Below are 13,550 nucleotides of genomic sequence, written 5' to 3'. Positions count from 1 at the left end.
TGAGCGCGACGGCCTGGACGCCGCCCTCGGCGAGCTGCTGAAGCGCGGCCGCCTTGATTTCCGCACGGTTCTGCTCGCGGTAGCGCGCCCGGGGGACGAGAAGCACATGGACAACGTGCCCGCAGTCCGGGATGCGCTGATGAGTAGTCCCCGCCGGCTGTCGAAGCTTCGGTCCCTCAGGAGGGGCCGAAGCCGAGCCCCGAACAGGCTGCCGGTTCCGGCTTCAACTTTGATCCAACGAAGGCTCGTTGCCCCTTCCCTGCCGGAGAAGATGGCCCGCTCCTACGAGTCGCGCCTGCTCCGTCGCTGCCTCAGTCCAGTCCGGGTGAGCGAAGGAGTGTTTCCTTGACGAAACTTTGCCCTCACCTTGCCGTCAGTGGACCGACCGTGCGCGACGCTGGCGAGAGTCGAGATGTGACGGGGGGTCATTTTGGCGATCGAACTGCCCGGCCAAGTGGTGTCGTTCCTCCAGTTCATCGGGGTGAACTGGCCGAACATCAACGAGGACAAGGTCCGCGAATTCGGCTCTCACGTGCGGGATTTCGCGCAGAAGGTGGACGACACCCACAAGGACTCCACCGCCACGATCAATCAGCTGGCAGACGTGTATCAGGGCGCGTCGTACGAGGCGTTGCTGGCCAAGTGGGGCCAGATGTCCGACAGTCACATGACGGAGCTGGTCAACGCCTGTCACACGGTGGCCGACGCGCTGGACATCGCGGCGGACACGATCGTGGCGATGAAGGTGGAGGCGATCGCGGAACTCACCGTGCTGGCCATCACGTTCATCGCCGACCAGGCCGCCGCGGTCGCCACCCTCGGGATCGCGGAGGCGGCCGAGGCGCTCGTCATCGAGGCAGCCGAAAAGCTCATGGACTACCTGGTGCAGCAGCTGGAGCAGTACATCATCGGCCAGGTCATCGAGGCGGCCATCGATCCACTGGTGGAGACGGTCGGCAAGGCGGTGGGCGGCCTGGTCTTCCAGGCCGCCGAGTCCGCCCTGGGCGTCTCCGCCGGCGGGGGCGGGGGGCATGTGGGGGAGAGCTTCTCCATCCACCCCGAGGCCTTACACGCTCGCGTGGAACAGTTGCACAGCCACGCGCGGACGGTGGCTTCGCACGCTGCCGAATTCGGCACGAAGGCCGCGGGGGTCAGCTTCGAATGACCAATCCTGTAGCCAAGGCGCTGGAGGGCGGCGCGAGCAAACTCGCCAAAACCCTGGGCGAGGACGCCGGAAAGGCCATCAAGAACCTCTACCACGACACCGGAAAACGGCTGAAGCGGGTCGCTGACAATCATCTGGAGAACGACGCCAAGCATGCGGCGGAGATGGAGAGAATCGCCAAGCGCCCAAGGACAGAAGGGACGCCGGTATACCATCTTGACGACTCCGGAAAGATCAGTCGGCTGGAACACAATCCCCATGCCAAGACCCCGGAGGAAAAATACAAGAAGCAGCCACTGACAGCAGAGGACAAGGAGCGGCTGGGGCTCCAGAGTTCGTCGGTCGGGGGTCCGAGGAAGGGCGAGCGGCTCGCCCGCCTCAAGGACGACAAGGAGGGGAAGGTCGACCCGCGGCCCACATCGTCCTCCACACAGGTACCGCTGGGGAGTTCGGACCTCGCCCAGGCAACCCAGCTCGCCCGCCACGCGGACAACAGCTACGGCACCAAAAAACCCGGTGGGTTCACGAGCAACAACTACGCGGCAGCCCGGGTTACCGGTGCAAACGGCAAGGGGGACTTCATCCTCGTCGGCCGAAGCCACCGGAGCGACGGAGTGAATGTCGGCGCCCATTCGGAACGGATGATCGGAACCCCGTTCCTGAGACAGGGCGAAGGGGGTCGAATACGCGAGCTGTATACGGAACGGGCGCCCTGCGGACCGGCAACAAATTGCTCGGCATGGATGGCCGAAAGACTCCCCCATGTACAGGTCACACACAGCGTCGAATACGGGAATACCACAGCATCGAGAGCCGCCGGCAATACGGCAATGGAGAGCTATCTCGACGGGCTGAGAGCCAGTAGATAGACTTCTCGACACACCTACCCAGCGACAGGAACGGCGCATGACCACCAGCCCTCTTGACCTCAGTCGCCAAGCGCTTGAGACCGTGTTCACCCCGGCCGAGCTCATCACCGTCCCGGAGAGTCGACTGGACGCCGTAGCGGACCCGGACGCCAGAGAAGTACTGCGCACACTGGGGCTCCCCGTGGGGAAGAACCCGTGGTTCGGCTTGGACAACAAGCTGGGAGAACGGTTCCGGCGGATCGAAGAGGAATACGACTGGGAACTCGCGGATCGCTATTCCGAGGTCCCGCTGGGCGCCGACACGTGGATTTCGCTGGGCGAGATCCCTTATGACGGCATCGTGCTCGACCCGGAAACCGGAAAGGTCCACTGCCTGCCCCAGGACGGGGAAATCTACCTCTTCAACAGCAAGCTCCGGCACTTCGTCCACTTCCTGTACATCCTCCAGGCCGAGCGCCCCCATTTCGACTTCGAATGGGAAGGCGACGACGAGCTCTTCGATCCCGAGGGCGCCCGTTCACGCGCCGAGGCAGCGATGAGGTCGGTCGACCCCGGCGCACTGGAAAATCCGGAATCCCGCTGGTTCGATGTCCTTACATCCATCGTGGATCCCGAATACGACTACTGATGAGCTGTCCGGCAGATACGAAAACTCCCGCCCAAGGAGCGCCGCCCCGGTGACTGAAGACGCAACCCTGCGGACCTTCGGGCCGACTGGTCCCGAAGATCCCGTCGGCACGCCGGCACACCGCCTTGCCGGAACTTCCGTACCGTGGCGGGTCGGCCCCTATTTCGCCACCCGTCAGCAAGACCCGGTGCCGCTGGGCGAGTACGCCGCCACGACCGGGCGTCTCGTCGGCCGCGCGGAATGCGCGGGCTGGGCGCGATTGGGCAGCGACAACGGCTTCGAATTGTGCGCCGACACCGAGGGCTCGATACGGGCGGTGCTGCTGGACTTCGAGGAACCCGACCGATTCGTCAATTCCTCCCCCGAAGCCTTCGCCGCCGGCCTGTTGGAGCTACGCGAGGCGTTGCGCGTCATCCTGAGCACCGACCAGCCACAGACCGCCGCTTCGGCCTTCGACGGGTTGGTGGAGCGTCTGAAGGCGAACGATCCGGAGGCGTTCGCGGGACGGGAGAACTGGTGGCCCTTGGTGCTGGACGACATCCGTGACACTGCGAGCGTCGAGAACTACGCGGCCTTCGAGTACCTCGACGCTGGCGGCGGCAAGCAGATCGTCACCAGGTCCGGCGCCATCGCCCTCCACCCCGAGGAGCGGCTGTGGGACAGCCTGAACGCGGCCGGAGTCGAGCCGGAACAAGTTCTGCGCGTCCACACCGACCTGGAGCCCTGCTTCATGCCAGGCCATTACTGCTCGATGTGGCTGGCGCAGGTCTTTCCGCACGCGGAGATGACGCACAGTTTCCCCTACGGCGAGTCCGCCGACTCACGGGCCGCAGGCATCCAGGGCCTGCGCGAGAACGCCGACGGACAGGGCGATCCGAGCGAATCGGCGGCCGGACGATGAGCACTGCCCCAGCGCCGGCCGGTCCGGATATCGCTACCTGGCCGCCGTTGGAAGGAGTCGCGGCGGCCCACGGACCGGCGCTGCTGGATTGGGCGGCCGACACCTCTCCGGAGCGCCCCAGGGTCTGCCTGGTCCGGGGCGCGAAGGGCAGTGGCAAGAGCCAGTTGCTGGCTTGGTTCCTCATGGGCTCGGCCGGCCACCCCCGCACCGTCGTTCACGCGGCCGTCCTGGCGGAGGGGCTGTTCACGGACGCCTTCGCCTGGGAGCTGAGCCGGCAACTCGGCTACGGCCCGCTCTCACCGGCCCGGCTGCTGGACCGTCTCATGGTCGATCAGCGGCCCCTGCTGCTGCTCGTACCGGACCTCCACCGCTCCGGACGTGGCCCCGCCGACCGGCCGCCGGCCCGTCCGGCGACCCTGGTCGAGGACCTCCTCGTCCCTCTGCTGGAGCTTCCCGGGACCCGTGCCATCGTCGAGGTCGGGAACAGCGACCTCCTCGATGGCTGGGCGAAAGTCGCATCCGTCGAGACCCTCCACGTCGGTGACACACCGTCCCCCCTCGCAGAGCCGCCGAAGGTCGAGCTCACCACACAGGTGCCCCGCACCCCCGACGGCCGCCCGCTCTGGGACCAGACTCCGCAGGCCGTCCGCGAACACGCCCTCGACCAGGCGCTGCTCGCCCCCGACGCCGAGCACGCCGTCCGTGCCCTGCTCACCGACCCCGGGTTCCTGCTGCACGGCTCGTCGGTGTCCCTCGCGGCCTGCCTGGCCGACGAGCGCATACCGGCCCCGCCGGGGCTGCGGCGCACCTGGCGGCTGGCGGCTCCTCACCTGTCGGACACCGAGCACAGCACCGGCGAGCGTGCCGCCCTTCTCCACGCCGCGGCGCTGGGCGCCAGCCCCGGCCTCGCCCGCTATCTGCTGCCCCTCGCCGAAGCCCACGTGCTCACGGCCGTCTGGGCCCGACCGGACGCGGCCATGACCGCGCTGGCACAAGTTCCCTCCGAGCAGGGCGAGTTGTATGCCGCCGACCCGCTGGGCGACGTCACCCTGCTCGACGCGTCCACCGGCCGGAGCACCGCACCCGCCTCCTCTCCCACGCCGAGCTCGGCCCGCCCGCAGGGCATCGCCGTGCACCAGGACAGGTCCCTGCTCCTGCTCACCGACACCGGCGCCCTGCACCCCACCGGGGACGATCCCACCGGCTTCCTCGACCACATCGCGACCCACCACGGACAGGCCGCTCTCAAGAACCCGGACGTCACGCCCTCAGCCATCGGCCAGTGCCTCCGTAGCGGCATCACGGTCATCGGCGACGAAGAGGGAAGCGTCCACGTCTGGGATCCGGCAGCCCACTATGCGGGCCCGTGCGCCCGTTCCCTGCACGCGGCCCCCGTCACCGCCGTGGCCTGCCTGGCCTTCCCCGACGACGGGCACACCCTGGTGATGAGCGCTGCCATGGACGGCACGGTCCGACTCTGGGAGACCTCCGCCGATCCCATGCCGGTCCCGGTCGAACAGCGCCCGGCTCTCGTCACCGCCATGACGGCTGCCCACACCCCCCACGGCCCCGTCCTCGCGGTCGCCTGGAACGACGCGACGCTCCATCTGTGGCACGTCCTCACCGGCCGCATGCGCCCGGTGCCTCTTCTCGTACCGTGCCGTGCGCTCGCCCTCTCCTCCGGCTCCCGTCTCACGGTCGCCGGGCCCAACGGCGCCTACGCTCTCAGCCTCGACACTGCGCGCCTCTGGGACTGACCGGCCCCCAAAGACGACATCTGATGGTCAGCCGAGGTTGGTGAGGGGGAGCATGCCACGCTCGGCGAAGACCTTCTTGGCAACGAGGGTGGCGTTGATCGACTGCGGCATGCCGCAGCTGGTCTTCACCGACCGGCTGCTGGTCACCCTGGTCTGCCTGCGGCTGGGACTGCCCCACGAGGCCATGGCCGAGCTGTACGGAGTCGACCGCTCCACCGTCTCCGGAGCCGTCCGCCAGGTCAGGCCCCTCCTCGCAGCCCGGGGCTTCGCCGTTCCGGACCAGCCCGGCCTGTGCATCCGCGCCCTGGAGGACCTGTGCGCCTACGCCCAGCACGAAGCTGTCGTCCTGTGCATCGATGGCACCGAAGTCCAAGTACGGCGCCCTCGCGCCGGCCGTCCGGGGCGCAAGGCGTTCATCTCCGGAAAGAAGAAGCAGAACACCGTCAAGACCACCACCTTCAGCGACCGACAGGGACGCACCCTCTTCTGCGGTGTTGTCCGGCCCGGCCGGATGCACGACCAAACTGCGGTCCGTACCGAGGGTATCGCCGAGCAGTTCCACCGGCACCCGGATGTGAAGGCCGAGGTCGACGAGGGTTACCGGGGCCTGGCGAACGAGTTCCCCAGGGGCGCCCACTCCAGCGGTTCACCGGACGGCGCGACGCCTACGCCGAAACCCACCTGGCAATCGCCGGACTCGTCTCCGACCGATCAGCCCGCCGGCCCACACGCCACCGTTACAGCACCGAGCTGGTGCCCCTCCGGCCGACGGCCTGCTGATCACCCACCAGCCGAACCCCAGGCCCGCACACACGGAAGTCAATGGGCGCGGCTCCATCTGAGGGACTGCTCCGACCAGACATGTCACTTTCGGGGGCGCCGCCTCGTCCGAGAGGGCGGATATCCAGCGGTCGTTCCGCCGAAGAAGAAGGAGACTTTCGTGTTCGCCACCTACCTCGTGGTCACCCTGCTCACCTCGACTGTCAACGGCCTTGCCGCCACCGCCAACTTCATCGGCCACGAGTACCCCAAGAGCCAAGCAGACAAGTTGCGCGTGCCCCGGTCCTGGATGCGCCCGCTGGGCACACTGTTGGCGGCGGGTGCGCTGGGACTGCTGGCCGGATTCGCCGTGCCGGTCCTCGGCACGCTCGCCGCCGCCGGTCTCGTGCTGTACTTCCTCGGTGCGCTCTGCGCCCACCTGCGGGTCCATGACTACCAGTTGGGCCCCTGGGCCGTGTTCTTCTGCCTGCCTGCGGCCGCCCTGGTCGTGAACCTGGCTTACCACGGCTCCTGGTGACCCAGCGGTGAATCGGGACCCGTCCCTCAGGAGGAGCTGCACCCGAAGTCAATTCCTCCCGAGGTCGTTAGCCTTCTCGGCCCCGGCGGGCAAGGCCGGGGCCGAGAGACTGAGGCTTGGCTCTGCGGGTTCACAACAGGATCTGGCCCAAGGCTGCGGTGAGAGTGGCCACGAGGGTCAGTACGGCGGCGAAGGCGGTGGCGGCGCGCATAAAGGCGGCGGGGTAGGAGGCGCCGTCGAGGCGGGCCAACTTGCCAGCTCCGGCGGCAACCACGAGCGCGGTGAGGACAACGACGGCTGCGGCCAGCAGGACCAGAGCGAGACGGGTCACGGTGGACTCCCTGAATATCAGCGGATGTTGATGTGACCGAGATTCGCGAAGTCGGTGTTCGCCGGGGTCCGGGCCGGGCGATGATGAACTCCGGCGAACATCAGCAGGACATCGGGGCAGTGCATGGATGGAGCGGAACTCTCCCAGTTGCGGGCGCGGTTGAAGGACGGCCTGGCTCTGAAAGGGCTGACGAAGACCCAGCTGGCCACCCGGGCGAAACTGGGGCGCACCACCGTCCATGACGCTCTGCGCGATGGCGCGCCGGCACCCTCGCCCGCCACCGTCGCGGCCCTGGCCCGTGTACTTGGCCTTCGGGACAGGGATCTGCTCGATCAACTCCGCCGAGCCACGGACGCCGTCTCCGAGGGCACCGAAGGCGGCGAGGGTGACCGCGGGCCGGGCCGGCCGATCTCCGGCTGGGATCCCCACGATCTGGAAGTCCACCCCGCCGGCCCATCGGACAGTACCGACGGCATTCGTCCCGGTGCTGGTGCGCGGCGGGTGCTGCCCGGCTATGTGCCGCGCGCCCATGACCAGCTTCTTGCCGAAGCCGTAGGTGCTGCGGCCGGGGGGCACAGCCGCATGCTGGTGCTCGTCGGTGCCTCCTCCACCGGCAAGACCCGGGCATGTTGGGAAGCCGTACAGCCTCTCGCCGACCAGGACTGGCTGCTGTGGCACCCGTTCGACCCCACCCGGGCCCAGGCCGCGCTCGAAGAGCTGCACCGGGTACAGCCGAAGACGGTGGTGTGGCTGAACGAAGCCCAGCACTACCTTGGCGACCCCCAGGCAGGCGAACAGATCGCGGCCGCCCTGCACAGCGTGCTCACCCGGCCCGAGCGAGGGCCCGTCCTGGTCCTCGGCACTCTGTGGCCCGAGTACGCCCACCAGTACATGGCCCTGCCCACGCCCGGCCGCTCGGACCCACACAGCCGGACAAGGGAGCTTCTCGCCGGCCGTGTACTCACCGTGCCCGACACCTTCGACTCACAGGCTCTGCGCGCCGCCGCCGCCCTCGCAGCGAGCGGCGACCGGCTGCTGGCCGACGCTCTCACCCGTGTGCAGGACCACGGGCACCTCGCTCAGGATCTTGCTGGTGCCCCCGAACTCCTCAACCGCTACCAGACCGTTACCCCCGCCGCACGGGCGGTCCTAGAGGCGGCGATGGACGCTCGCCGCCTCGGCGTCGGCCTGAACCTCCCGCAGTCGTTCCTCACCGAGGCCGCCACCGACTACCTCAGCGACCAGGACTTCGACAACCTCAGTGAGGACTGGGCCGAGCAGGCCTATGCAGAACTCGCCCGTCCCGTCCACGGCAAACAAGCCCCCCTGCGCCGCGCAAGCACCCGCCCGACACGCCGTCCACCCGGCGTTCCGACCGCGAAGGGCCCCCTCACGCCGATGTCGGGACCGGTTTTTCGGCTGGCCGACTACCTCGAACAACACGGCCGCATCACCCGCACCCCCTTATGCCCACCCGCCTCCTTCTGGCATGCCGCCCACGCCCACATCACCCACCCCGACGACCTCGACAACCTCATCAGGGCAGCAGATGACCGGCACCGCCTCCAGTGGGCACACCACCTCCGTCAACAGGCGGCCGACGCCGGCAACGTTGATGCCCTGTACCAGCTGACGGTGTTCTGGGAGAAAGCCGGAGACCAGCAGGCCGCCGAACAGACGGCCCAACGAGCCGCCCAAGCCGGCAACCCTCATGCCTTGGACTTGCTGGCCACGATGCGGGAGTGGGCAGGAGACCGACAGAGCGCCGAAAGGGTTGCCCAACGAGCCGCCGACGCCGGCAATCCTCATGTCCTGGCTCGACTGGCCGCCATCCGGGAGGAGGCCGGGGACCAGCAGGAAGCCGAACAGCTGGGGCGCTCTGCCGCCGCAGCCGGGAACAGTGACGCTCTGGCCCAGCTGGTCCACAAGCGGGACGAGGCCGGCGGTTCGCAAGGAGCCGAGCAGCTGGCTCTACAGATGGCCAATGCAGGCGGAGGTGGATCCCCCTACTTCTCGAAGACTCCTCTGCACGATCGGTGGCCTCACGGACTGGATCCGGATGGCACACCTACACCCCCTTGGTAGCCAGATGTCGTGGTGCTGGTACACGACTGACGTAGCCGAGCCGACCTTGGCAACCTTAGAGAGCTGTTCGTTCGCGTCCTGCCCTCCCACATGCGCAGGGAACTCACTCGCGACCCGATCCGTAGAAAATCGGGCCCCCGCAGCGTGAACGGAAGGCTCAACACAGATGATCGGCGGCCATGAAGCGCTTGGCCCATCGCTCGTCGCCTCACTGGTTATGTCCATGAGAACGGGTTCTGGCTCAACTTCTAATGGAGCTGTGGCGGGATCGTTCGTGCCGGCCTTGAACAGGCATGGGTGGGCACCCTGCCTTTCGCCTCGCAGCCCCGTGATCGACCGACCTCGCCTGCCACGCTTCCGCTGCCGGCGCTGGTGTGTGCGAACCGTCACGCCCGCCTCTTGAGCGATCGGCTGCGGCATGATCGCGGTCATGGACCCACAGGTGATAGCCGCCGTCGTCGCCAGCCCCACCGCACTGATCGCCGCCGCAGCCGCCTACATGGCAGGCCGCCACCAAGCCCGCGGAGCCCATCGCGGTCCTGTCGACGCAGTGCGGCGGCAACATCAGCGAGACGCCTATGCCGCTTTCCTGCAAGCTGCCGAGACATACGCCTATGGGACGCGACGCACCGTAACCATCGCCCAGGCGCGCGCGGAGATCGCCACCGTACAAGGCTCCGTCGATCCTGCAGTCGTCGATGCACGTGCCGTCGTGCTGCGAGCTGAGGCGGCAGAGGGGGACGACGCCCTGCGGGCCACACTTCCTGTCGTCCAGCTTGAAGGGCCCGAGCATGTCGCCGTCCTTGCCCAAGAAGTCGCCAGCGCGGCCTTTCAGATTCGGCTCGCCGCTCGGCAGAGGGACTATTCCGACGCTGCCTCCGTGCAGGCTGCCCGTGATGAGCACGTTCACCTCACCACAGCCATCGCCGCATACGTGACCGCAGCACGGGACCACTTGAATGGCGACAACGCCGGGCGGTAACCGCCCCTCGGAGCAGCTCCGCATAGGTGGGCCAGAGCCCGAGAGCGGGTTCTGGCTCAACTTCTGTTCCGTTGCCGCGGAACGACGGTGGGCCCGCGTGCACCCTGTCGACTCTGATCTCCGGTACGGAGGCGTCCAGTTCGGGCAGGGTCGGGCAGGAAGGCTCGATGTAGTCGACGGCCGCCAGTTCGTCGAGTTCGGTGAGCCGGTCGAGGTCAACCTCGGCGCTGAGGATGTTCCCGGCCCGGGTGTACACCGATGCGCTCGAACTCCTCGTTCAGAGCCCCCTCTTCGTCCCCAAGGCCTTCGGCGAGTCGGGCGAGTATGCGGACGCGTGGTGCTGCCACGCTCTCCACCGTGACGGCGAAACGACCGGTGGACTCCAGACCCGCCAGCTCCGCCGGGCCGTGTGCTGCTCGGGATGCCACGCGAGTCACGAGAGCGCATCGTGGCGGCCGTTGATCAACTGCCGGGCGGCCGGGTGCTCCTCTCCGGGCCGAGCGGTTCGGAAAGTTCCACATGGCGGATGTCGTCGAGGTCCGTCAGCCGACTCCAGGTCGCCTGGGGCGATCCGCGCGGTGACCACGTCGCCCGCAACGGTCTGGACCTGCGCGCCGGCCTCGGCCATGCGCCGTCTCTGCTGCTCGTCCGGCTCACCGGCCAACCGGATCAGCACTCTGACGGGGGCCGAACGGGCCGCTTCGGCCCCCGTTCCGGCTGCGGTTTCGTCTGCGCTTTCGGCGTCGAACAGCAGCCGCCGTGCCGCGGATCCGAGTTTCTCGGCACGCATGTGCCTTCCCCTGCCCAGGTCGTAACGGTGCTGACGCGATGACGGTGCCCCTGCCGGCGCTCAGGCCGCGACGGCGCTCAGGCCCCGACGGTGGACGCCATGACGGTCGTCGGAGCATCGACACAGAACTGTAGGAGCCCCGCGTTCACGTCCTTGATGATGTTCTCCATCTCGGTCCACGGGGGCTGGAACTCCGTACCCCATTCGACGGTGTACGCGAAGATCTTCCCCTTGGCCGAGTCGACACTATGGCGTGCGAACGCGTAGTCGTCGCTGGTACCGCAGGTCGGGTACAGGTCGAAGGCCGACTTGGCGGTGTACGACTTGCCGCGCACGGCGTGCAGCCCGTCCCGGAAGGCCCGGGCGAGCTCGGTCTCACGGTCGAAGTCGATCTTGGGGATGAACTCCCGGTAGGTGGTGTCGCCCGCGTCGCCGCGGAGCCCGTCGAAGTCGTGGTTGAGGAAGGTCATCGACGAGTCGGCGGACTGGTCCTGATCGTCGCCCCACACATACAGCATGTCCTCCGAGTAACTGTGCACATCGACGAACCACCGCGTCCGCGGGTAGGCGTCCAGCAGCCATCGCACATTGCGCGTCTCGGGCTCGGAGAACGGCGTCGGGCCGTGGTACAGCTGCGGGTCGCACGGGTCGGTGGACACCCGCACTCCTGACGTGGGAGAGAAGGCCGTCGCGGCATCGAAGAGGAAATCGTAGTTGCGGTTGATGTCGACACCCACGCAGTCGCCCTGGCCGTTACCATAGGCGGGGTTGCGGTTCTTGCGCCACATCGGTTCGACGGTCTGGCTGTAGCGCCGGCCGTCCGGATTGACCAGCGGGAAGACCACGATATCCAGCTTTTCCAGGACGTCTTTCACGTGCCCGGCGGTGAACTTCTTACCGCCGTATGCGATTCCCGAACCGGTGCTGTAGGCCCTCAACAGGTCAGCGGTCAGGTAGATGAGGATTTCGCAGCTGCCCCACTCGCGGGCGTGCACGCCTCCGATCAGCACGACGCAATCCCGGGAGCCGGTCCCCGCGCCCAGGCGCACGGCGTGGCAGTCGACTCCCTCGACCGATTTCTCGGGCAGGTCGATCAACTCGCAGAGACGGGGGTACGCACTCGACAGGTTGGCCAGTGCGGAGTCGACCTCGGCGATGTTGAGATACGGCATCTCAGCCTCCCGGCCTCTCGTCCTTCACTATTTCCCCGAGCCCCTGCGGCACTTCGTCCGGTGCGGCGAACCGGTTGCCGCGTGCAACCTCCTTCTGACGGGCCTGCCCGGTGGCCGTCGCGTCCCTGAGCACATTGACGGAGACGCCTTCGCGCTCCAGCCGATCGGCGTTGCTGCGTGGTACGTACGCCTCGATGCTCATCTCGTTCCCCGGCCCGGGAGTGGGACGGGGCCGCCCACCGATGTCCATCTGCTGCTCCCGCAGCAGGGTGCGCAGCGTCTCGGCATCGCTGGCGGTCACGCGCACGTGGAGAATGTTGTCGCGGTCTGACATGTCGGCCTCTTCTGGTGTGGTGCAGATGGGGGCGTTCGCGGCCCGATGCGCAGTACGGGGTGTCGCGGTGCATCGGTATGACGCGGTGATGCGGTGCGACGCGGTACCGCGGTACAGCGGCATGACGCGGTGCACCGGTGGCCGGCCGGACGACTGGCTGGGGTAGTAGCTCAGGCCGGATCGGCCCCTCGGCGATCAGCGCGCGGAGTACGGCCGCCGAGCGGTCGGCGCACGTTCGGACCGCCTCTCCCTCATCATGACCAGACCGCCGTCACCGCGGCGTGACCGGTGCGTCATGCGTGACGGGGGTCTCCTGACCGTGGATGACCCGCCCCCTGCGCTCCGGCGATCCGCCCGCGCACCGGGCGGCAGCCGACCGTAGGTCGGCCACCAGGCCGAGCAGCCGGGCCGTCGGGCGCAGGCCCAGTTCGTCCTGGAGCAGCGACCGGTAGCGCTGGAATTCGCGGAGCGCCTCGGACTGGTTACCCTCGGCGAGATGGGCCTTGATCAAGACCGCCCGAGCGGTCTCCCGCAGCGGCTCCGCACGCACGGCCGCGCCGGCGACCACCACGGCCCGACCGAAGTACTGCGCACTGATGAAGCGGGCGGCGAGCGATTCCAGCGCGTGCATCCGCAGTTGCCGCCACTCCTCGGCCTCGCGCAGCGCCCACTCGTCGCACCAGCCGGGCAGCAGGTCCCGGGACAGGCCGTCGATCTCCGTGGCGCCCAGACGCAGCCCCTCGGTCGTTCCGGAGGACGGCGCAGCCACATCCACCAGGAGCCGCGCCAGCGGCCTGAGCTCCTGGAAGTCGACTCCCACACCGCCCGCGAGCGTCAGGTCGGCGGGGCCGGCGTCGAGCAGGCGGCAGCCCGCACCGCGCAGCCGATTGAGTGCCGAGCGCAACGCACCGTAGGCCCGGCACTCGGACACGTCCGGCCACAGGTTCTCGGCGACGACGCTGCGGGGCACGGAATCGGCGTGCAGGGCGACAAAGGCGAGCAGGCGCTCGGATCCGGCGGGGACGCTCGCCAGCGCGCTCTCCGTGACTATTCGGAAACCGCCGAGCAGTTCGATACGGGCCCTGATCCCCGCGGGCACCGGGGACACCCGGTCGGCCAGCCGCTCGTCGCCGCGGGCGCGAGGGGCCGTCGTCGCCGGCCGGTCGCGCATGAGTGGGGAACTCCGCGAGCCCGGCGGACTGCACGGTCCCTCGTACTGCGTTTCTCCGAGCCCGAGCA

Annotated in this window: 13 protein-coding genes and 1 pseudogene; 10 read left to right on the top strand and 4 right to left on the bottom strand. The window is 68.2% G+C overall.

Annotated features, from left to right (window positions below; translation table 11 throughout):
• Nucleotides 1-430: 430 nt before the first annotated feature.
• From AB0C96_RS40235 to AB0C96_RS40205, 7 genes and pseudogenes are all read left to right on the top strand, one after another.
• Nucleotides 431-1,165, top strand: a complete 735-nt coding sequence (locus AB0C96_RS40235) for a WXG100 family type VII secretion target (protein WP_362924923.1) — start codon at nucleotides 431-433, stop codon at nucleotides 1,163-1,165.
• Nucleotides 1,162-2,034: a nucleic acid/nucleotide deaminase domain-containing protein gene (locus tag AB0C96_RS40230; protein ID WP_362924921.1), complete on the top strand. Its 873-nt coding sequence runs from the start codon at nucleotides 1,162-1,164 to the stop codon at nucleotides 2,032-2,034. The genes AB0C96_RS40235 and AB0C96_RS40230 overlap by 4 nt, the downstream gene beginning before the upstream one ends.
• Nucleotides 2,035-2,071: 37 nt before the next feature.
• Nucleotides 2,072-2,662, top strand: coding sequence for an SUKH-4 family immunity protein (locus AB0C96_RS40225; RefSeq protein WP_362924920.1), 591 nt, complete (start codon nucleotides 2,072-2,074; stop codon nucleotides 2,660-2,662).
• A gap of 49 nt (nucleotides 2,663-2,711) precedes the next feature.
• The gene (locus tag AB0C96_RS40220) at nucleotides 2,712-3,563 is read left to right on the top strand and encodes a nucleic acid/nucleotide deaminase domain-containing protein (RefSeq protein WP_362924919.1); all 852 of its coding nucleotides are present in this window, start codon (nucleotides 2,712-2,714) and stop codon (nucleotides 3,561-3,563) included.
• Entirely contained in the window at nucleotides 3,560-5,320 is a 1,761-nt protein-coding gene (locus AB0C96_RS40215) for a hypothetical protein (RefSeq protein WP_362924918.1), read from the top strand. The genes AB0C96_RS40220 and AB0C96_RS40215 overlap by 4 nt, the downstream gene beginning before the upstream one ends.
• 109 nt (nucleotides 5,321-5,429) lie before the next feature.
• Nucleotides 5,430-5,867, top strand: a pseudogene (locus AB0C96_RS40210) (transposase family protein); the annotation flags it as partial.
• 393 nt (nucleotides 5,868-6,260) lie between these two features.
• Complete coding sequence (locus tag AB0C96_RS40205; RefSeq protein ID WP_362924927.1) at nucleotides 6,261-6,617, top strand: DoxX family protein; 357 nt, start codon at nucleotides 6,261-6,263, stop codon at nucleotides 6,615-6,617.
• Nucleotides 6,618-6,747: 130 nt separating this feature from the next.
• Here the strand turns inward: AB0C96_RS40205 and AB0C96_RS40200 are convergent, their stop codons facing one another.
• The gene (locus tag AB0C96_RS40200) at nucleotides 6,748-6,948 is read right to left on the bottom strand and encodes a hypothetical protein (protein WP_362924916.1); all 201 of its coding nucleotides are present in this window, start codon (nucleotides 6,946-6,948) and stop codon (nucleotides 6,748-6,750) included.
• 123 nt (nucleotides 6,949-7,071) lie between these two features.
• Between AB0C96_RS40200 and AB0C96_RS40195 the strand changes: the two genes are divergently transcribed.
• From AB0C96_RS40195 to AB0C96_RS40185, 3 genes are all read left to right on the top strand, one after another.
• Entirely contained in the window at nucleotides 7,072-9,033 is a 1,962-nt protein-coding gene (locus tag AB0C96_RS40195; protein WP_362924915.1) for a helix-turn-helix domain-containing protein, read from the top strand.
• A gap of 430 nt (nucleotides 9,034-9,463) precedes the next feature.
• The gene (locus tag AB0C96_RS40190) at nucleotides 9,464-10,015 is read left to right on the top strand and encodes a hypothetical protein (RefSeq protein ID WP_362924913.1); all 552 of its coding nucleotides are present in this window, start codon (nucleotides 9,464-9,466) and stop codon (nucleotides 10,013-10,015) included.
• A gap of 409 nt (nucleotides 10,016-10,424) precedes the next feature.
• Nucleotides 10,425-10,847 carry a hypothetical protein gene (locus AB0C96_RS40185; RefSeq protein ID WP_362924911.1) on the top strand — a complete coding sequence of 141 codons (423 nt, stop codon included), beginning with the start codon at nucleotides 10,425-10,427 and terminating at the stop codon, nucleotides 10,845-10,847.
• A gap of 35 nt (nucleotides 10,848-10,882) precedes the next feature.
• Here AB0C96_RS40185 and AB0C96_RS40180 read toward each other — a convergent pair whose 3' ends face one another.
• The 3 genes from AB0C96_RS40180 to AB0C96_RS40170 all read right to left on the bottom strand — a co-directional run bounded on the left by AB0C96_RS40180 (nucleotide 10,883) and on the right by AB0C96_RS40170 (nucleotide 13,482).
• The gene (locus tag AB0C96_RS40180) at nucleotides 10,883-11,977 is read right to left on the bottom strand and encodes a M14 family metallopeptidase (RefSeq protein ID WP_362924909.1); all 1,095 of its coding nucleotides are present in this window, start codon (nucleotides 11,975-11,977) and stop codon (nucleotides 10,883-10,885) included.
• A gap of 1 nt (nucleotide 11,978) precedes the next feature.
• A complete protein-coding gene (locus tag AB0C96_RS40175; RefSeq protein WP_362924908.1) occupies nucleotides 11,979-12,284 on the bottom strand; it encodes a hypothetical protein in 306 nt (101 codons plus the stop codon).
• Between the two features lie 298 nt (nucleotides 12,285-12,582).
• Nucleotides 12,583-13,482, bottom strand: a complete 900-nt coding sequence (locus AB0C96_RS40170) for a BTAD domain-containing putative transcriptional regulator (protein WP_362924906.1) — start codon at nucleotides 13,480-13,482, stop codon at nucleotides 12,583-12,585.
• Between the last annotated feature and the right edge of the window lie 68 nt (nucleotides 13,483-13,550).

It is taken from the genome of Streptomyces sp. NPDC048506, from assembly GCF_040651315.1.
Taxonomy (GTDB): Bacteria; Actinomycetota; Actinomycetes; order Streptomycetales; family Streptomycetaceae; genus Streptomyces.
Note: the sequence above shows the minus strand (reverse complement) of the source record. Positions and strands in the feature narration are given on the sequence as shown.

What these genes read in the sequence shown, in the direction of transcription:
- AB0C96_RS40215 (WP_362924918.1), top strand. Translation starts at nt 3,560, where the DNA reads ATGAGCACTGCCCCAGCGCCGGCCGGTCCGGATATCGCTACCTGGCCG.
- AB0C96_RS40225 (WP_362924920.1), top strand. Translation starts at nt 2,072, where the DNA reads ATGACCACCAGCCCTCTTGACCTCAGTCGCCAAGCGCTTGAGACCGTG.
- AB0C96_RS40190 (WP_362924913.1), top strand. Translation starts at nt 9,464, where the DNA reads ATGGACCCACAGGTGATAGCCGCCGTCGTCGCCAGCCCCACCGCACTG.
- AB0C96_RS40230 (WP_362924921.1), top strand. Translation starts at nt 1,162, where the DNA reads ATGACCAATCCTGTAGCCAAGGCGCTGGAGGGCGGCGCGAGCAAACTC.
- AB0C96_RS40195 (WP_362924915.1), top strand. Translation starts at nt 7,072, where the DNA reads ATGGATGGAGCGGAACTCTCCCAGTTGCGGGCGCGGTTGAAGGACGGC.
- AB0C96_RS40170 (WP_362924906.1), bottom strand. Translation starts at nt 13,482, where the DNA reads ATGCGCGACCGGCCGGCGACGACGGCCCCTCGCGCCCGCGGCGACGAG.
- AB0C96_RS40180 (WP_362924909.1), bottom strand. Translation starts at nt 11,977, where the DNA reads ATGCCGTATCTCAACATCGCCGAGGTCGACTCCGCACTGGCCAACCTG.